The organism is Chryseobacterium sp. BIGb0232 (assembly GCF_024810195.1).
Lineage (GTDB): Bacteria > Bacteroidota > Bacteroidia > Flavobacteriales > Weeksellaceae > Chryseobacterium > Chryseobacterium pennae.
Map to the genome: position 1 here is coordinate 469474 of NZ_JANUEH010000001.1, position 18110 is coordinate 487583.

The window sequence follows — 18110 nt, forward strand, 5'->3', positions numbered from 1 at the left end:
TTGTTCATCAGTTTTTTTGTGCAGATAAAAAGTTTAAAAATAAACGGGCCGCCCCAACATTTCCTGCAGGCAGCTGTCTGAAAAATGCCAACGGGGTATAAATAAAATTACCCTTTCCGTATTGGGCATATAAAGTTGATCCCTGCAGAGGTTCTTCATCCGTATCGTGCATTTCAAAAAGAGGTTCGTACGCTGCATCCCATTGAGCAGGGAAATAAGCACCACGTTCCTGTACCCAGCCTTTAAAATCATCTGTAGTAATTTTGTTCGGAAAGTTCAGTAATTTATGATTTGGATTTAACAGCTTAACTGCAGCATTTTCTTCGGTAACGCGCTTATTGGCAATACTGAAATTGTACATTCCCAATTGGTCAACGGTTGTATCCTGATTGGTGTTGTACTGCATCACCAAATTACCGCCAGCTTTTGCATAAGACCATAAAAAAGGCATCCAGCGACCCAGTTTTTTCTCTGTATTATTGGCACGAACACCAAGTACGATGGCATCATATTGTGATAGTTTGTTCTGGCTACCGTTTTCTATGTTACCATAAAAATCTTCGTCTTTCAGGACCTCTACCTGAATACCTGCAATGCGTAGGAACTCAGGAATGAAATCGCCTGCACCCTCTACATATCCTACTTTTTTAACCTTCGCCTGAATATCACCTTTCATTACGGTTACCATGGCAGGTGTAAAATATTGTAAGGAAGGTAAATGCGGGTACTGAATTAATAGTTGTTTCTTATTATAAGTGACTCCATCTGCAACAAAATTAGCATCCAATTGCAAACGAGATGAATGAATTGCAGCAAGCTTAGCTTTTGGAATAACGTAATCAATCGTAGTATCTTTTCCATTGAGCGAACTTACATCAACGCCTCCTAATCGCTCTCCGCTATACATCAGGTTTAGAATACCCTTACTGTACGGTTTGTTAGAATTAACCTTAACATTTAAACTCAAAGGTAAATCTTCATTTTCTTTGACCAGATAAAGGGGTTGTGTAAATTTCAGTTCCAATGCAGGAACAATGCGCAAAGCTTCGACTACATCACCACGCACCGGGTCTAATTTCTTGAAAGATAAAGGAAGGCTAACCTGAAAATTTTCTGAACCTATTTTTAAACCAAGCAAAACATTCAGTGGTGATTCTGCCTCAGGCAAACCGACTAAAGTATCATTCTGAACAGAGAAAGTGGCTGCGTTCGTAGCTGGTTTTGCTAACCAGTAAGGTTCTGTGAGTGCTGCATCAGCAGGAATCTGAATGTCATGCTGAATAGTAATTAAAGAATCTTTTGACAGTTTTTTATTGAAGCTTTCTGACTGTCCTAACCATTTTACATTTTCTAAAACAACAGGATTTGCAGCTCTTGAAACCAAATTTAATCTGAAATTATAATGATCTCCGGCAACAGCTTCAGCCTGATTGGTAACCACTTCGCCCATAAATCCGGCGCAACTTAAAATGATTTGGTCAAGAGATTTAAGTTTATCTTTTTTTAGGTCTGCATCTTTTAGTACCATAACCTTTTTTCGCAATGCAAGCAAAGCAGGCAAGCTAAGGTCTGGGTTATTGAAATTGAAAGTAGAAATAATTGTATTTAAGGATTCGTCAATATCAGCATTTCCCTGTGAAGTCCAGGTTTTCACTACTCCGTCAAAAAGTGTTGTTTTTGCTGGTTCGCCAATAACATGGGAAAAATATTCAGTTCTGATACCGGCTACAGACTGTGTTCCTGCTCCCTGGCTTTTATGTAAACTTCTGCTTAATCCTGCCAGTTCACCATAGCCCATTCCCAATTGTGCATCATATTGCCCAACCGTAATTTTCAGTTGATTTTCAGCTGTTGTATTGACCGTACCAAAGCGGAAAGTATTCCACAATACGCGTTTTGGCTGCCATGTATTAACATATTTCAGTTGATCCGGGAATGCATTTTTATCGCCTGCCAGCTTAAAAGCTTTTTCTGCCACCACGGCCGAAGCCGCATGCTGTCCGTGGCCTGCCGCCGCATTAGGAGGAAAACGACAAATGATAACATCAGGACGGAATGTACGGATGACCCAAACTACATCCGCTGTAATGCTGTCTGCATCCCATTGTTTAAAAGTATCAGTAGTATTTTTAGAAAATCCGAAATCAATTGCCCGGGTAAAAAACTGTTGGGCACCGTCTAATTTTCTTGCCTCTAAAAGCTCATGCGTTCTGATTAAACCCAATGCAGCACCTTGCTCTGTACCTAATAAATTCTGACCACCATCTCCTCTTGTTAAAGACAAATAGCCCGTTTCTACATTTTGATCGTTGATTAACCAGGAGAGTAATCCTGTATTTTCATCATCGGGATGAGCTGCAAGGTATAAAACCTTAGGCAGGTGTTTAAGTGTTTTGAGTTCACGGTAAATTTCAGATGATTTGGAAGGCCGAACCTGCTGGGCCGAACAAAAAACCGTATAAAAGCCAAGGATAAATACAGTGCTTACTTTTTTGAACATTTAATTTTACTTTGCAGGGCAAATATAAGTAAATCATCTTTCTTTCAATAGTAAAAGAATTAAACTGTGAATTCTATAAAAAAGCTGTTTAATTTTTATTAACCACAAAAGGCATAAAAGTTTTAGATACTTTAGTTTATTTTAAGTAGCATACTTGATGCATAGTAAGTACACATAAGGCTTGAAAATCTTTGATTTTCTTCTAAAGAAAAACTTAGGCGTTTAAAATAAAAACATGTGTAATTTCCCCAAACTACGGAGCATAAAATCACACATAAACATCTGTGCTAATCTGTGTCATCTGTGGTAAAAATTTAACCACAAAAGGCACAAAAGTTTTAGACACTTTGGTTTATTTTAGTGATTAGCTAAATGTTTGAGAAGAGCACTTAAGTTTTAAAAATCAAAGTTTTTTTTTGAATGTACATACTTATTCTCAATCATCTGTGGTAATCTGCGGAAAAATATTAGATACAGGCTTTGTGTACGAATTACAGTTTCAAAGAAAATAAAAACTACTTATTTTTTCTAGTTATATTCCGTGTAAGATAGATATAATTAAACATGCAAAATGTGGCTATTGCTCCAAAGGTATGCCACAAAAAGTGTGTTCCAAAACTCAACCATTCCCATTTGTCAATGATGCGGGAAGTGAGTGCGAAAACAAACGACAATAAAGCAAAGCCTACCCATTTACCAGCTTTCCATTGGGTATAAATCAGATAACTCAATACCGAGAAAAGTACAAATGAAGCCATGATTGCATAATTTACGTTGATAAAGAGAGAAGGTTTATCTGCCAAAATCCAATTTCTCAACCCCAACGTAAGGACCAGATATACAAGAACCATTACAATAGCATAGTACCATTTGAGGCTCTGCGCTAAAAAATAAAACCCTGCAGAAAAGCACAATACCATAATGGGCATCCAATCCATCATAATAAATACCGGCCATTGTCTGAATGCATGATAAATAGTTCCCCCTATGGCACCAATATATAACAAAACCAGACAGTAGGTTAAAAAAGGATATTGTTTAAAATTACCTTTCATTTTAAGAGTCCAAAAAATGGCTATGACTAAAAATAATACAGCAGTGATTGCATTTAGCGGCTCAGGAAAAAAATGAGCCATATCTGTTTCTTTATAGAGCATACCTCCGTCCGGAGGTAATTGATTTATTGGCATTGTCCTTTTTATATGGGTTCATAGAAAGGCTGTAGAACGCAAAATGCAGACACAAGCCATTTTTTTTTAAATATAGAAAAAATTGTGACATTATATAGCTGGATATGTTCCATCATATTTTATAAAATTGTTAATTCAAAGCACATTAAACTATACAAAGCTGCGTCTGCAAGAAAATAGGCTGATACTCTTTCTTATCACAAAACCTTCTTTTATGCAAGATTAGGTATAACTACTGATAGACAAGATTTTTTTAAATAATAATTTTACAGTGAGAGTGAAATCGAAAAAAATATTTGGTTTCAATCTCATAACTATAATCATAAATCTATTAGTACATGAAAAAATTCTTACGAAAAAACGCGTGGAATGAGGAAGGAACGTTTAATAATCCCGATTTATACTGGTACGCAAAAGCAGTTGCTGAAATGCAGTCCAGAAAATTGGATGACCCAACGAGCTGGTGGTTTTTTGCCGCCATTCACGGGGAAAATTTTGCCGGGGATCCTGATGGTATTGACTGGAATACTATTAAAGCTCCGCCAAAGGTACCTACAAGCCCTTTTCCGTCTAAAGATATAAAAGATAAGTATTGGAATCAATGTCAGCACCAAACCTGGTATTTTGCCCCATGGCATCGTGGTTATCTTATGGCTTTGGAAATTCAGATAAGAGCAATAGTGATAGAGCTTAATGGGCCTGATGACTGGGCTTTACCGTATTGGAACTACTTTGGTGGAGAAAAAGAAAATAAAATACCTCCGGCATTTACCAGCCCGTTTTTAGACCGCGATACTCCTAACCCTCTTTTTGTTACAGAAAGACACGGTCCTGATAATGACGGAAATATTTACATCAAATTATTTAAGGACGGCAAGCCAAGGGTTACACAAAATTGTGAACTTAAGACAGTATACACCGGTAAACAAAATTGTTTCGGAGGGCCTGAAACTGATTTTTCACATTATGGTACAATATTTCCTGAAGAAAGTTTAGAAACCAATCCTCATAATTTTGTTCATAATGATGTAGGAGGAGTTGTTAAAGGAAATGAAGGTCTTATGTCTGATCCTAACGCTGCAGCACTGGATCCTATTTTTTATCTTCATCACTGTAATATTGACAGAATGTGGGCATCATGGAATGCCAAGGGAAACAAGAATCCATCAGAGAAAAAATGGCTGGGAGGCCCGAAGGAAATTGGAGAACGTGAGTTTGTAATGCCTTTACTTGATGGAAAAGAATGGACGTATACCCCCAATGATGTAACCAATCTTGATCTTTTGGATTACAGCTATGATGATCTTAAAACAAAAGTAGAACCTGCCGCCGCCGATACTACTTCTGAAAGATTGAGAAAACTAGGAATTCCGATTTTGGATGATGCTCAAATAACTGAATCTACTATGGATAATAATGAGAAACCAACAGAATTAGTCGCTGCCAACCAAGGTTCTTTTGAAATTAAGAATGCAGTAACCAAAACTACCGTTAATTTTTCTGATAAAGGATTAAAGAAAGTGTCTACAAGCCTTTTAAGAGCTTCTGCAGATGAAATTCCTGACCGTATCTATCTGGTTCTGGAGAATGTGAAGGGAAATATCAACGCCAATACGCTTGAAGTTTCTGTAAACAATCAGCATATAGGATTTATCTCGCTTTTTGGACTTCGCAATGCATCACTGGACGATTCTCACGGAGGAGGTAACGGACTTAGCTTTTCTTTAGATATTACCAATATCATTGATGAACTGCATCTTGAAAATGATCTTGAGAATCTAAAATCCTTAGATGTTGCCATTACTCCTGATAACGAAATCTTATCTGATGTGAAAATTACAGTAGGAAGAATAAGTGTTTACAGAGAAAAACAATAGCAATGAAAAGATCAAATGCTAATCAGAACCTTATAAGTTACAGTGTATGGAGTTTCAGTATTATCTGTTGGTTTATCCTGCTTTTCAATCCCGGCAATTTGCTTACAGCAGCACATTGTCAGATGAATTTATGTAACGGAAGCAGCGCTTCATTAAAAATGATCATCAAAATAAATCCTTTCTCTGAAATGATGACGGGATGGATATTGATGGTATTGGCCATGATGCTTCCCAAGCTGATTATTCCTATACAGATCATCATTAATCAAAGTTTTAAAAGTATGAGTTTTTTATTGGTCATTCTTTTTATAACAGGATATGTTTTAATGTGGGCTGTAACCGGGTTTTTATTAAACATTTTCATCATTTTTGTGAGTATTCAGATGCCTGGATCTTTTATTCCTGCAGTTATTTTTGGGATCATCACCTTAATCTGGCAATTTTCTCCCATTAAGCAAAAGTGTCTAAACAGGGGACATTATCATCCTGTTTTGGCAGCCTGGGGTTCTAAAGCTTATAAGGATGCTTTTTCATTTGGGCTTACTCACGGTTTCTGGTGTGTTGGCGCAGGCTGGGCATTAATGCTTCTCCCGATGTTATTACCGCAGGGACATCATTTGGCGATGCTGATCGTCACTTTTATTATGCTGAGCGAACATATGGAACATCCGCAAGCTCCACGTTGGCGCATAGATTTGAGGTTGAAATTACTGAGAATCATAATCCCTGAAAATCCTATCAGACGTTGATCTGCTGTTAAAAAAAGATTAGATTACAATATCCAAATAGCGCCATTTTTTATAAAGAGGCGCTATTTTTTGTATTCATATAATTTTCAATCAGGTGATCTTTAATTCAATTTACTTATTAAATTTGCTTAACTAATGATTAATTTGCATTAATGGATCTACAACAGCTCAAATATTTTCTGGCATTGGCCAAAGAACTTCATTTCTGGAATACGTCTGCGAAAATGAATATTACACAGTCTGCTTTGAGCCGGAACATTCAGTCTTTAGAAAGTGAACTGGGTGTTCAGCTGTTTTACCGTGATAAGCGAAATGTGAAACTTACCCCGGCAGGCCAATTTTTACAGGAAAAATGGGGCGAAGAGCTTAGTCAAATGGAGGCTTTTCATCAGCTGGCCCGGCAAATTCATTTAGGCGAACATGGAACAATAAGAATTGCACACCCTGATTCTATTTCTTCTTCAGTTTTACCCGATTTTGTAAAAAAGGTTTCAGCAGCTTTTCCCCATCTTAATCTGGAATTGTTTCAGCTGACCAATGAAATTCAGGAGGATTATCTTAAAAATTATAAGATAGATCTGGCATTTTCCCGTGATATCAATACCTATTCAGGAATTAATGAAAAGAAATTATACCAGGAAAATCTTTCTTTAGTGGTTCCTGAAAATCATCATTTTAAAACCTTATCTGATATTTCTGAAGAAACACTGAAAGATCAGAAATTCCTTTTAACCACAGGAGATGACGGCAGCAGTTACAATTTGTTAGTTCAGCAGGTTCTCGGTTTTTACAACATCAATCTTGATTCTTATATTCGTTGTGAGTTTGGGTCTACCATTATCTCATTAATTAAAAACGGATTAGGCATTTCGATTCTGCCGCATTCTTATCATCTTCATCAAAATACCGGAATCCGTTTTATCCCTCTTCCCTTTGTTACCGATTTGTACATCCAATGGCGGAAAGATGACCCTAACCCGATTCTTAAAAATATTCTGGAATTAGTTTAAAACCATTTCTATATGCGGAATACCATCTTCATCGTAAGAACTTCCGACCTCTTTAAAGCCTAGAGCATTGTAAAATTTCAGCAGGTACAATTGTGCACTGATCCGGATTTTTGATTCCTTAAGAATATCCTGACAGCCTTTGATAGAGTTTTCCATCAGCTGTTTTCCCAGTCCCAATCCTCTATAATCTGACCCAATCACAACACGGCCAATTGAAGCGTCTTCATAGGTCAAACCATGCGGAACAATCCGGGTATATCCTGCCAGATTTCCATCTACTAAACACATCAGGTGATGGCATTTTAAATCTTTATCATCAATATCCTGATATACACAATTCTGTTCTATAATAAATATTTCGCTTCTTAATTTTAATATGTTGTAAAGCTCGAGAGTGGATAATTCTTCGAATGATTTTATAAAAAATTCAGTTTTCATTGTGTTGCTTTTTAAATCCAGTTTCATCATAATATCGGTCTGCTCTTCATTTCCGAGTCTAAAAATATGTTTATCAAACTCTTTAAATCCATTTTTTCTGTAAAAGTTAATAGCCCTCAAATTGTTTTCCCAAACACCCAACCAAAGGTAATCTGCATTTTTTTCTGTGGCAATGGCCATCGCTTTGTCATAAAGAGCCTGCCCTACTTTCTTTCCGTGAAAGTCTTTAGAAACATATATCCTTTCAATTTCAAGTGCATGATCTCCTTTCATTTCGGTCTGTGATGAACCGGAGTTGAGTTTCAAATATCCAATGACTTTATGATCCAGTCTGGCAAAGTAGAATTCAGAATTTCTATCGTTGAGTTCAGCATGAAGCTTTTCTGTTGCAAAACTTGTTTCAAGATATTGCGCCATGCTTTCTTCTGTATTATCCGCAGAGAATGTTTCGGAGAACGTTTTTTTACTGATCTCCTGTAGCTCTGCTATATCGTTTTCTGTAATTTTTGTTATAATTATTTCCATGTTTTATACTTTCCATTCATAATTCAACCAATCTTTATTTTCTTTTGCTCCAAGGCGTTCATAGAAGTTTTGCCCGGATTTGTTCCAGGGTGCAACAGTCCATTTTATTTGGGAGCAATTGTTTATTATGGCCTCCGTCTTCAAAGCATTCATCAGCTGTTCTCCAATTTTCTGACCGCGATAATTTTCTTCTACATAAAGCTCTTTCATATAAATCACAGGTTTGTTTTGTGCTGTGTAGGGAAGAAAATAATACACCAGCATTCCTGCTATCTGATTTTCATTTTCTGCAACCAAACAATAAAAGTCGGGCGGACTTTTTCTAAAACCGGATTCTTTCACAATTTCAGGAGTAATTTCAAAACTGTCAATATAATTTTCGAAAACTGCCAATTGTTCCATCAAAACCCAAAGCTTTTCACTGTCTGGTTCCACAGCTTTTCTAATGATAATATCTGTATTCAAAATCAATCTATTTATTGCCGCAAAATTAGCTTGTAGAATAATGCAGAAAAATGCTATTTTTTAATTATTTGATTTGTTTTTTGCATTAAAAGAATGAACGCAAAGTTTATTAATTATGCCGCTTTATTTTGAGGAGTCAAAGAACAGAATCGCCAAAGTTGATTCGATGAAGTATACGTTTTAGCCTCACGCTTAATCGGCGGCGAAGTTGCAATGCTTTGCTCACTTATCATCAAAAGTTTCAAAAATGAAAACTTTGCGTCAGAGAAACATATCGTTTGTACAATCTCAGACCCCATTTAATTGGATACTCAAAAAAGTGTTTACAACTGAGAATTCTATCAAGAAAATTCAACTGGAATATTTTAAATCCCGGACAATTTACCAAATTCATTGGTAACCATTTATGTTTAACAATAATATATTTGGTGATAGTTTTCAGGGTATTAGGACCAATTTAAATAAAATAATAAATACAAATATCTGTATATATAAAAAATAATCTTATTTCAGAGAAAAAGAGAATTTTACAAAATTTGACATAAACAGCTTTAATCAAACATAAAATACTGAAATTAAAACCATTACAAATTCATTTAAAATCTACATATTTTAATAAAATGTTACGTATTAATTAATTTTATTCAACTATAAAGGTATTTTTTTATTTTTTTATTAAAAAAAAGTTATATTTGACTTACCCAAAATAACACCCAACATGAAAACAAAATTTACACAATTCAGTGCTATTCTTATCTCTGGATTCGCATTTGCCCAAGTAGGTTTCAATACCAATGTACCCAAAACAACAGTGGATGTATCTGCTAAAAGAGATGGTTCAGGAGTGATTACGGATAACACACAAACATTCGGATTGCAGGCTCCGAGGCTTACAAGAGCTGAGCTTACTGTAAATACGGCTACCTATAACAGCAATCAGCAAGGAGCATTAATTTACATTACAGATGTAACTGGTGGCGATGCTACAGGACAACGTATCAATGTTACTGCTATGGGCTATTATTATTTTGACGGAACAGTATGGCAAAGACTTACACAGGCTACAAATACCAGCATTCCAGTGATTTCAGCATTACAATGTAATACAGCCTACTTAAATCCTTCTACCTATACCGCCGGTACTCCTTTCAACGGAAACCTTAGAGTTACCTATACCCAGGGAAACGGAGGTTCATATAATTCAGGTGCTCCTTTTACAGTGAATGGATTAACCTTCCAGCTAAGACCCGGAACTTTAGAGTTTGGTGACGGCGAATTGGTATTCTCAGTGACCGGAACTCCTACCACTGGTAATAATATGACTCTTCCTTTAAACAGCACTGCAATTCCTTTCTTAACAGCAGGACAAAACTGTACTGCTACCGTGGGAAATACCAGCCGTGCAGACATTTCAGACCTTGCTGCGATGGGATATTCGACCCTCACAACCGATTCCAACGGGAAACAAGCCTATACTTTTCCTTTAACTACCCCAGATGGTAAGTATTCGATCAGGGTAATATTTGATACCACAAGTGGTACAACCGCTGCAATTCCTAATGTACAATTATATAATAATACAGGAGCTACCGTTAACCTATATTGGAATTATAACACCGAATATGGTGGTTATATTGGCGCAGCGGTAACAACCAACAATATTACTTCAGGAGTATGGGGTGGTATGGGAGATGCAACAGCTACGTGGTTTCCTCAAGGCACAGGGGCAGTAGGAAGCGCTTATTGGGGGAATGTAGGAATTATAGATGGAGCAAGTGGCGGACCTGAACATAGAAGATATACCTGGATAGACAGTAATGCTTCTTCAAAAACCGCTTATACCGCAACCATTATGGCAGGAGCCCCTACTTCAGGCAGTGCCCAGCCCAACCTTTCTAAAATATACATCAAGATCGAGCAAGTAAGAGCGCAATAATATAATACCTCTAAAATAGAATGCCCCTGAAAAAAGGGGCATTTTTTTATTTATCTACAATGTTTACGATAGATGTATAGATGTAAAATCATATTTGAAATTATTTGATAAACGCAAAGTATATGAGTAATTCTGCTTTATTGTAAGGAGCGAATTTTTCCCTAATGAAGCAATATGCTTATCCACACGCTTCAACGAATCAACAAAGTTGATTCTATCCTTGGCTCCCTGAAAATAGGCATAATGAAGCTAAAACTTTTCGTCTAAAAAAATACTTCATCAATACATTAATCATCTGAACCAATAATGTATACACAACCCTCCTATCCTGAATTGGTGTCAGCCATTTTCTTTTCTCTCCTTCTTTGAATGATAAGGTGTGCCGCATCCAGCATTTTAACGGTATGGATGTACGGCATAACGATATTTCTTTCCGGTAGATTTTCATAGACACCCATTGAGAAATAGACGATTCCGGACAGAAAATAATCAAATTCTCTGAGGCTGTATTCTCTGAATGCTTTTTTGAAAACCAGCAGCGGATTCCGGTATTCTTTCTCTGAAAGCAGTCCAAGAACCCACGGGGAAATCTTTTCCGGTTGGGTATCAACAGTCCATTTTCTTTCCTTCAGCATCATGAGATATCCTGCCCGGATCAACGACCTCATCGACTGATGAAACTGAAAGATGACCGCCGGATCTTCATGGATCCAACTATTTCTTTTTACTGCATAATTCATCAAGTTGCTTAGCATTTCTTTGGAATCATCCAGCTCATTGAAATGGAAGAAAGTTTCCATCAGCTGCAACCCTGAGTGCTTGTTGTCTGCCCGAAAACGGGGATCGAAATGTGTTTTTATCTTTTTCATTGTTTGTATTTTTAGAATGCATAAAACCGTCAGCCTACCGATGTACGCTGAGTTGTATGATAAATGATGAATAGAAATAAAATCTGTGTTCCCGTGAAAGCCCTGAAGCCACAATGGATTGTACACTCCATTGTACCCTATCATGATACTTTATGTGGTGAAGCAGCTTAGAAAAAGATGATTGTAGAAAAGCAGAACAGCATAAAAATAAAAACGGCATGAGACTCTACAATATCCGAACAGAGGTACTGGTATACCATGCATACAGATAAGAGAGCCCACGCCTAGGTCGTGAGCTTCCTGCTTATCGTCTCGTATGCTAAAAATTACCAGTTTTCTGTTCGAGATTCTAAGCAATAGCTTCTAATATTCTTTGAAGTATCGCAAAGCTACTTTATTGTAACTTATTTTACAAATGTAAGAAAAAAAACAAAAGGATACATATAAGTATCCTAAATTTTAACTCCAAACCTAGAATTTTACAGTTAATGAATGAAACCGACCTTCATAACTATAAAAAAGCTCTTGGTTATAGAATTTCTGAATTAAGAAAGAAAGTTATAAATCCCGAGACAAATAAACCTATTTCACAAGAAGAACTAGGCTTAAGAACCGGGCATGCGAAAAAGACAATTGGAGAATTAGAAAGAGGTAACACCAATCCTCGATATGATACTCTACTTATAATCAGTAAAGAGCTTAATGTTACCATACAAGAACTCTTTGAGTTTGATATGAAAAAATATATCAAGCTATCAAAAAAAACTGAAAACAGCTAAGTTATCACCAAATCTATAAATAACAATCTATTCTTTTGTATATCCCATCAACTGTTGTTACAATTCCTGATACATCAACAACTTTATCTTCATTCAGACTCTCTGTGAAAATAGAATTGGCCAAATCTTTTTTACTTGTATGTACTGTTAATAAGATCTTATAATATTTTTCTGATGAATCAATATAGAGCCTTGCACCTCCTTTACCTGTTTCACTATTGATTCTAAAAACAAGAATTCTATAATTCTGAGGTGTTTCATCAGAGACAACATTTGTTTCTTGATTAATTATATCTGTTGATAAAAGCTTTGTATTTACAATAGATTTATAATTACTATCAATTGTACCATTACTTAAAAATTGACCTTGTCTATCAACTATACCAATTTCTATAGAATTAAAGCTGTCGTTCGATTTCATAAATTCACTTACATCTGATAGTTTCTCTGCTACATTATTAATACCATCAATTAATATATCAGAAACGGTTGATACTGGTTCTTGATGAGAACTGTAAAATATTTCCTTAAAACTATTTTCAATTATAGAAAAAGCTTCTGAACCCTCTGCATGATTATTTAAAAACCCATCCTTTTCATGTGGTAAAGTTTGTGAAATATAGCTTAGATATAGATTTATAAATTCAGTTACTTTATCCCTATTTACTTCAAAAAAATTCAGTTGAGGATTAGGCATAAAATCTATATCAAAATTAAGTCTGTAACTTCCAACATTGGAAGGTTGTGAAAAAACTTTTGGTATAATTCCAAATATACTTAGTGCTTGTAAACTTTCATTTAAATAATCATATATTTTTGAATTTATATTATTAACATCATTTACCAATGCTTTATGTAAATCAGCTAACTTTCCTTTTAAACTAAAGGAATAATTTAAAGATTCAGCTACAACATATTTGTTTGGAATATATGAAGATTCTAATGGAATATAATCGACAGGGATGTCTGATATAGGAACAAAATAAGATTTAAGTATTTTATTATTATAATTTTTTTCTAGTATGAAAACCTCACTAGAATTAAGTATTAACTGTCTATAGGATATTTTTTTCTTATAAAAATTACTATAATCATCATCACTAATTATAATTGTAAAGTAAATTAAAGTGTCATTTTCATCATCCTCATCACAAAAAGATCCTATGATTTTATTCCCAAATTTATTTATACCTGTGAATAAAATTGGATATTCATCAAAATGCAAAACAGTATAATTGTCTGTTATTACAGGCAATTCGGAATTCACTAACTGAGTACTAATTAAGTTAAGCATCTTTATTCGGTATTAAAGGGATCATTTCAATTAATTCTAAACGATCAACAGTGAAAGAATCTTCTTTGTAAAAATCATAATGATGTTCACTATATTCCATCTGGTGTGGAGTATACTTTACTACACCTGCGTTTTCTTTTAGTCTAAAAACTGATAAATTATTTTTATGTCTTGGGCTAATCCCTGCAGTATAAAGATATTTCTCTAATAATATTTTGGAATTGTCATCATTCCAAATTTCAATTGAAACACCATGAAAACCACAAACTTCATCACAAGTATGCGTTTCTGGAGTTTTACCTCTTTCAAAATGATTCTTAAAATCTGCATCCTTCATATCAGGAGCTTTTCTAACCTTTCTGACAAACATATTTGTCAAATCAGTATGAGAATCATTTAAGCAACCACACTCAGTATTACTAGTTATCTTAATAAATTGCATATAGAAAAAGAACAGGTTATTGTTTGAAACAAATATACACATTCTTCTCAAATCCAATTATGTGCTTAACTAGTATTGTACTTTTCCCAAAACTACTTCCTTAATACGTCAAATCTTGTCGTAATTTATTCTTTATTATTTTTTAATATTACTTATTATCTGAAGTCTTTGAATTTAGAGCAAGTTTAAAGAAAATGATCTTATTGACCAGCCCAAAATCAGAAGACGTTGCACAGCAGACTCTGGACAATATCGATGTTGATGAAGAGACCATTGGTAATTTCTTTACTCCTCTTTCCATTACTGCTCACCAATGGCTCATTATCATCGGATATCTTCGTAAGTAAGGAACGCGATGCAGCGGTTTAAATTAGTTTTTACTCAAGCAATATGCCTGTAATTTCTTCATACAATGTCCGTAACTGTTTCTCTTTTATAGCATCGGTAAGCGTTCCCGCGTTTGTACACAGGACGACGCTGGTATTTTTGGAAGGAAAATAAAAAGCATAGGCACCGGCTCCGATCCCACTACCCTCGTGGCCGATGGCTTGCAGGCCACTATTGGTTTTATAAAAATACAGCCCTAAGCCATATATCGGAGTACCCTGATTACTCACCGCAACCTTCATTTCTTCCAATGATGCTGGTGACAATACCGTTTTATCATGGAGCAGCTTGTAGTAAAATCCCGCGATATCCTGAACAGAAGCTACAATACCGTCATCCCCAATGAACGTAAGGACTGTACCCAACTGTAGGTGGCTCATATCGGTAAAAGCGCCATCTATTTCCAGATAGCTGGCCGTCGTCCCCTGAGGAGCCGTAGTACTTGCCGAGCCCGCTATATAATAGGTATTGGAAAGTCCAATGGTGTTAATTATTTTGTCCGTAATATACTTTCGATGCCCGTTTGGAGTAACCCTATCTATAATAAGAGCCAGCAAGTGATAATTTATATTGCAATACCCAAATGAAGTACCGGGTGCAAATTTTGCGGGTTGATTGTATATATAGCTCAATACCTGTTCGCTCGTCATAGGCAGTGGCCCTGTAACAGCATCATTTAAAAACTGTTCGTTATCTAAATAATCAGGAAGGCCAGATGTCATCGTAAGCAGTTGCCTTACCGTAATGATATTTCCGTTTGGCAGATGATTACAAATGTCAGGAAGATAGGTGTTTACCCTGGCATCGAGATTAATTTTGCCCTCATCTTTCAGTTTTAGGACAGCCACTGCGGTAAAGGTTTTTGAAATACTCTGCATATAGTGAAGGGCAGAAGCAACCATCGGCTTTTCATTAATTACCGCGTCTCCTGCAACCAGGGTATAATTCCCGGAAGCTGTTTTTACACTAAGGCTTAAACCCGGGAAGTTGGACAAAGCTTTATCAAGTTTTTGCTGTGCCTGTGCTTTTCTATCGGCTGAGGAGTTTGAATTATCATTGCTGCATGAGGTGATAAAAATAAAAACAACTAGTAATATGAACTTTTTCATAACATGTAATTTGAATTATTTACATGCAAAATTCATATAAGAAAAATGAGAAGAGGTTTCAAAAGCTTAAAAGTGCATAAATTGGTACTTATTTCCTGGTATTTTTATATTCGTTTGGGGTCTGGCCGCTCATGACTTTGGAGCAAGTGTAAAGGAAATAATTTTATTTACCAACTCAAAATCGGGAGACTTTGCGCAGCAGAAGGTAATAGATCTAATTTATTTTTGACTACTGACACACTGCTGTCACGTTACTGGTGTAAGTTTGCATCATTAATTAATCTTTAAAAGAATAAAAATGACAAACGAAATTAGCTCAGTATTTAAGTCAACCCATTTTCCTAACCCCACTCTTATTTCAGTTAATGGTGTGGAACTGGAAGTCTTTGAAGCAGGTAAACAGAATGCCGGAAAACCTATTGTACTCTGCCACGGCTTTCCGGAACATGCATTTTCCTGGCGTCATCAGGTGTCAGCATTGGTTGCAGCTGGGTATCATGTGATCATTCCAAACCAGAGAGGTTATGGGAACTCATCCCGTCCGGATGAAGTAACTGAATATGATATTGTACACCTGACAGGTGACCTGGTTGCCCTACTCGATCACTTTGGATATGAAGATGCCACTTTTGTTGGTCACGATTGGGGAGCAAATGTTGTTTGGAATCTGGCACTATTGCATCCTAAGCGCGTAAATAAAATAATAAATCTGGCTTTGCCTTATCAGGAGCGCGGAGAACAGCCATGGCTTGAATTTATGGAAGCTATATTTGGAGGTGACTTCTATTTTGTTCACTTCAATCGACAGCCGGGAGTAGCAGATACTATAATGAATGAAAACACCTCTCAGTTCCTCCGTAACATATTCCGCAAAAATATGCCTCCAACACCACCAGAACCCGGAATGCTAATGATCAATCTTGCAAGAGCAGAAAATCCACAGGGAGAACCCTTAATGGAAGACAACGAACTGTCTGTATTTGTTTCTGCTTTCGAATCATCAGGGTTTACAGGAAGTATAAACTGGTACAGAAACCTTGACAGAAACTGGCACTTAATGGCAGATGTACCCCCAATCATTCATCAACCGACTCTTATGATATATGGTGAACAGGACACGATTCCCCAATCTGAAAACCTAAAAAATATTGTTCCTAATTTAGATGTTGTGAGTCTGGATTGTGGCCATTGGATTCAACAGGAAAAGCCAGAAGAAACCACCCAAGCAATTTTAAAATGGTTAGAACAACAAAATGCTTAACAAGGAAGTAGAAATGTATTTCCCTCAAAGCCAAACAAGTCTAACCTTACTTCAATAAATTGATGTGTAGCCGTTTGGTGATTTTGTGCATCAGAAATCAAAACAAAAAAATCCCAGCTTTCTCGTTGGGATTTTTAAGCAAAAGAATATCTAATTCTATATTCTTATAAGGTTAACATCATTTTTTCATCAGTTCTACCCGCTCTCCGAAGTCTCCTGACTTTGGAGCATATTTTACAAAACATTTTTAATTGCATGGCTCAAAGTCAGGAGACTTTGCGCAGCGGAATACCTGTGAAACGTTCAATCAGCTGTGGCAACTTTATGCCCTCATATGTTTTAATATCCAGTTTAAACATTCTTTAGAATCCATGATACTCCAGGAATGAGGATGTCTTGTACCGTCCGGGCGAATTCCACGATCATTGGTGATGACAAGATCAGCGTTTTTGTGACCTTTTATTCGCAACAGATTAATCATCGCTGTAATATCTGCCACATTAAGGTCGTAAATATCCCTTCCCCTGTTTTCCATCTGCCATATAATTCCCGGTTCTGTATAAATCAGAATAGGGATATTCAGAAGAAATTTTGCATTGCCACCATCTTTTTCACGATAAGAAAACATTGATTCTCTTACATAATTGGCTCTGTTTTTATCCGGTGTACCGATGGCATCAACCATTTCGTCAGTTAAAAACTTAGCTTCATTAGTTCCAATATCAGAGTAGTTTCTTTCAATTTCTCTCTGCAATCTGTAATACATATTCTCGTAATCTAACGGCAGATCAAGAGCGAATACAGAATTGGGTGTAAAATAGGTGTTTTTATCCCTGATTGCCCTTTCAGCATAGGTAACAGCCAGCATTCCGCCGCCGGAAAGTCCACCAATTGATATTTTATCTTTGGAAATTTTATGCTTTTCCACTGTATCTTTTACAATCCTGTCCAAAAATTTCTGTTCTGTATGAAATCCAAAATCCCCCTCTTCCCAGGTCGGGAATAATACGATAAGATTCTTCTCCAACGCCAGATCATCCAGATTAATCTGATTCATTACTTTTTCGCCATTTTCACCTCCACCGGGTAAGATAACAAGTATTCCTTCAGCTTTATCCTTCGGAACTAATTTCAAATAATGGTTCTGGGTATCTTTAAAAGTGATTTTTTCAGAAGTCTGTCCGAAAAGGTGAGTACAAAACATTCCCAGTAGAAGGGTAAAGTATCTGATGTTCATAATTAAATAGTTTATTACTGATTATAACGCTGATCCCAAAAA

The 18110-nt window shown here is 36.1% G+C and carries 16 protein-coding genes; 7 read left to right on the forward strand and 9 right to left on the reverse strand.

Going from position 1 to position 18110, the window contains the following annotated elements; genetic code table 11:
• Window positions 1-7 precede the first annotated feature (7 nt).
• Window positions 8-2500, reverse strand: coding sequence for a PIG-L family deacetylase (locus M2372_RS01975; RefSeq protein ID WP_123318576.1), 2493 nt, complete (start codon window positions 2498-2500; stop codon window positions 8-10).
• A gap of 515 nt (window positions 2501-3015) precedes the next feature.
• Window positions 3016-3690: a hypothetical protein gene (locus M2372_RS01980; RefSeq protein ID WP_123318575.1), complete on the reverse strand. Its 675-nt coding sequence runs from the start codon at window positions 3688-3690 to the stop codon at window positions 3016-3018.
• Between the two features lie 338 nt (window positions 3691-4028).
• On the opposite strand from M2372_RS01980, the gene M2372_RS01985 reads away from it, so the two are divergent.
• From M2372_RS01985 to M2372_RS01995, 3 genes are all read left to right on the forward strand, one after another.
• Window positions 4029-5567, forward strand: a complete 1539-nt coding sequence (locus M2372_RS01985) for a tyrosinase family protein (RefSeq protein ID WP_123318574.1) — start codon at window positions 4029-4031, stop codon at window positions 5565-5567.
• A gap of 2 nt (window positions 5568-5569) precedes the next feature.
• Window positions 5570-6316: a DUF2182 domain-containing protein gene (locus M2372_RS01990; RefSeq protein ID WP_123318573.1), complete on the forward strand. Its 747-nt coding sequence runs from the start codon at window positions 5570-5572 to the stop codon at window positions 6314-6316.
• Between the two features lie 152 nt (window positions 6317-6468).
• Window positions 6469-7326: a LysR family transcriptional regulator gene (locus M2372_RS01995; RefSeq protein WP_123318572.1), complete on the forward strand. Its 858-nt coding sequence runs from the start codon at window positions 6469-6471 to the stop codon at window positions 7324-7326.
• On the opposite strand, the gene M2372_RS25510 is transcribed toward M2372_RS01995, so the two are convergent.
• Together M2372_RS25510 and M2372_RS02010 are read right to left on the reverse strand one after the other, a co-directional pair.
• Window positions 7318-8289 (reverse strand): GNAT family N-acetyltransferase, encoded by a 972-nt coding sequence (locus tag M2372_RS25510; protein ID WP_310473116.1) that lies wholly within the window; start codon window positions 8287-8289, stop codon window positions 7318-7320. The two genes, M2372_RS01995 and M2372_RS25510, sit on opposite strands and share 9 nt — an antisense overlap.
• Before the next feature lie 3 nt (window positions 8290-8292).
• A complete protein-coding gene (locus tag M2372_RS02010; protein ID WP_228455647.1) occupies window positions 8293-8754 on the reverse strand; it encodes a GNAT family N-acetyltransferase in 462 nt (153 codons plus the stop codon).
• Between the two features lie 718 nt (window positions 8755-9472).
• Here M2372_RS02010 and M2372_RS02015 point away from each other — a divergent pair.
• Window positions 9473-10690, forward strand: a complete 1218-nt coding sequence (locus M2372_RS02015) for a hypothetical protein (protein WP_123318571.1) — start codon at window positions 9473-9475, stop codon at window positions 10688-10690.
• 323 nt (window positions 10691-11013) lie between these two features.
• Here the strand turns inward: M2372_RS02015 and M2372_RS02020 are convergent, their stop codons facing one another.
• On the reverse strand, window positions 11014-11559 hold the full coding sequence (locus M2372_RS02020) for a hypothetical protein (protein WP_123318570.1): 546 nt from the start codon (window positions 11557-11559) through the stop codon (window positions 11014-11016).
• A 488-nt stretch (window positions 11560-12047) separates the two neighbouring features.
• Here M2372_RS02020 and M2372_RS02025 point away from each other — a divergent pair, with 488 nt between their 5' ends.
• The gene (locus M2372_RS02025) at window positions 12048-12338 is read left to right on the forward strand and encodes a helix-turn-helix domain-containing protein (protein ID WP_123318569.1); all 291 of its coding nucleotides are present in this window, start codon (window positions 12048-12050) and stop codon (window positions 12336-12338) included.
• A 13-nt stretch (window positions 12339-12351) separates the two neighbouring features.
• On the opposite strand, the gene M2372_RS02030 is transcribed toward M2372_RS02025, so the two are convergent.
• Together M2372_RS02030 and M2372_RS02035 are read right to left on the reverse strand one after the other, a co-directional pair.
• Window positions 12352-13632 carry a hypothetical protein gene (locus M2372_RS02030; RefSeq protein ID WP_123318568.1) on the reverse strand — a complete coding sequence of 427 codons (1281 nt, stop codon included), beginning with the start codon at window positions 13630-13632 and terminating at the stop codon, window positions 12352-12354.
• Window positions 13625-14074: a hypothetical protein gene (locus M2372_RS02035; protein ID WP_123318567.1), complete on the reverse strand. Its 450-nt coding sequence runs from the start codon at window positions 14072-14074 to the stop codon at window positions 13625-13627. Before M2372_RS02035 ends, M2372_RS02030 begins: the two co-directional genes overlap by 8 nt.
• A gap of 194 nt (window positions 14075-14268) precedes the next feature.
• Between M2372_RS02035 and M2372_RS02040 the strand changes: the two genes are divergently transcribed.
• Window positions 14269-14421, forward strand: coding sequence for a hypothetical protein (locus M2372_RS02040; protein ID WP_185018705.1), 153 nt, complete (start codon window positions 14269-14271; stop codon window positions 14419-14421).
• Between the two features lie 30 nt (window positions 14422-14451).
• Here the strand turns inward: M2372_RS02040 and M2372_RS02045 are convergent, their stop codons facing one another.
• Window positions 14452-15570, reverse strand: a complete 1119-nt coding sequence (locus M2372_RS02045; protein WP_123318566.1) for a serine hydrolase — start codon at window positions 15568-15570, stop codon at window positions 14452-14454.
• A gap of 298 nt (window positions 15571-15868) precedes the next feature.
• Here M2372_RS02045 and M2372_RS02050 point away from each other — a divergent pair, with 298 nt between their 5' ends.
• A complete protein-coding gene (locus M2372_RS02050; RefSeq protein WP_123318565.1) occupies window positions 15869-16831 on the forward strand; it encodes an alpha/beta fold hydrolase in 963 nt (320 codons plus the stop codon).
• 322 nt (window positions 16832-17153) lie between these two features.
• Here M2372_RS02050 and M2372_RS02055 read toward each other — a convergent pair whose 3' ends face one another.
• A complete protein-coding gene (locus tag M2372_RS02055) occupies window positions 17154-18068 on the reverse strand; it encodes a hypothetical protein (RefSeq protein ID WP_123318564.1) in 915 nt (304 codons plus the stop codon).
• Window positions 18069-18110 lie beyond the last annotated feature (42 nt).

Excerpts from the sequence above, each read along its gene's own strand:
- M2372_RS01975 (WP_123318576.1), bottom strand. The coding sequence starts at position 2,500 with ATGTTCAAAAAAGTAAGCACTGTATTTATCCTTGGCTTTTATACGGTT.
- M2372_RS01980 (WP_123318575.1), bottom strand. The coding sequence starts at position 3,690 with ATGCCAATAAATCAATTACCTCCGGACGGAGGTATGCTCTATAAAGAA.
- M2372_RS01985 (WP_123318574.1), top strand. The coding sequence starts at position 4,029 with ATGAAAAAATTCTTACGAAAAAACGCGTGGAATGAGGAAGGAACGTTT.
- M2372_RS01990 (WP_123318573.1), top strand. The coding sequence starts at position 5,570 with ATGAAAAGATCAAATGCTAATCAGAACCTTATAAGTTACAGTGTATGG.
- M2372_RS01995 (WP_123318572.1), top strand. The coding sequence starts at position 6,469 with ATGGATCTACAACAGCTCAAATATTTTCTGGCATTGGCCAAAGAACTT.
- M2372_RS25510 (WP_310473116.1), bottom strand. The coding sequence starts at position 8,289 with ATGGAAATAATTATAACAAAAATTACAGAAAACGATATAGCAGAGCTA.
- M2372_RS02015 (WP_123318571.1), top strand. The coding sequence starts at position 9,473 with ATGAAAACAAAATTTACACAATTCAGTGCTATTCTTATCTCTGGATTC.
- M2372_RS02020 (WP_123318570.1), bottom strand. The coding sequence starts at position 11,559 with ATGAAAAAGATAAAAACACATTTCGATCCCCGTTTTCGGGCAGACAAC.
- M2372_RS02025 (WP_123318569.1), top strand. The coding sequence starts at position 12,048 with ATGAATGAAACCGACCTTCATAACTATAAAAAAGCTCTTGGTTATAGA.
- M2372_RS02030 (WP_123318568.1), bottom strand. The coding sequence starts at position 13,632 with ATGCTTAACTTAATTAGTACTCAGTTAGTGAATTCCGAATTGCCTGTA.
- M2372_RS02035 (WP_123318567.1), bottom strand. The coding sequence starts at position 14,074 with ATGCAATTTATTAAGATAACTAGTAATACTGAGTGTGGTTGCTTAAAT.
- M2372_RS02040 (WP_185018705.1), top strand. The coding sequence starts at position 14,269 with ATGATCTTATTGACCAGCCCAAAATCAGAAGACGTTGCACAGCAGACT.
- M2372_RS02045 (WP_123318566.1), bottom strand. The coding sequence starts at position 15,570 with ATGAAAAAGTTCATATTACTAGTTGTTTTTATTTTTATCACCTCATGC.
- M2372_RS02050 (WP_123318565.1), top strand. The coding sequence starts at position 15,869 with ATGACAAACGAAATTAGCTCAGTATTTAAGTCAACCCATTTTCCTAAC.
- M2372_RS02055 (WP_123318564.1), bottom strand. The coding sequence starts at position 18,068 with ATGAACATCAGATACTTTACCCTTCTACTGGGAATGTTTTGTACTCAC.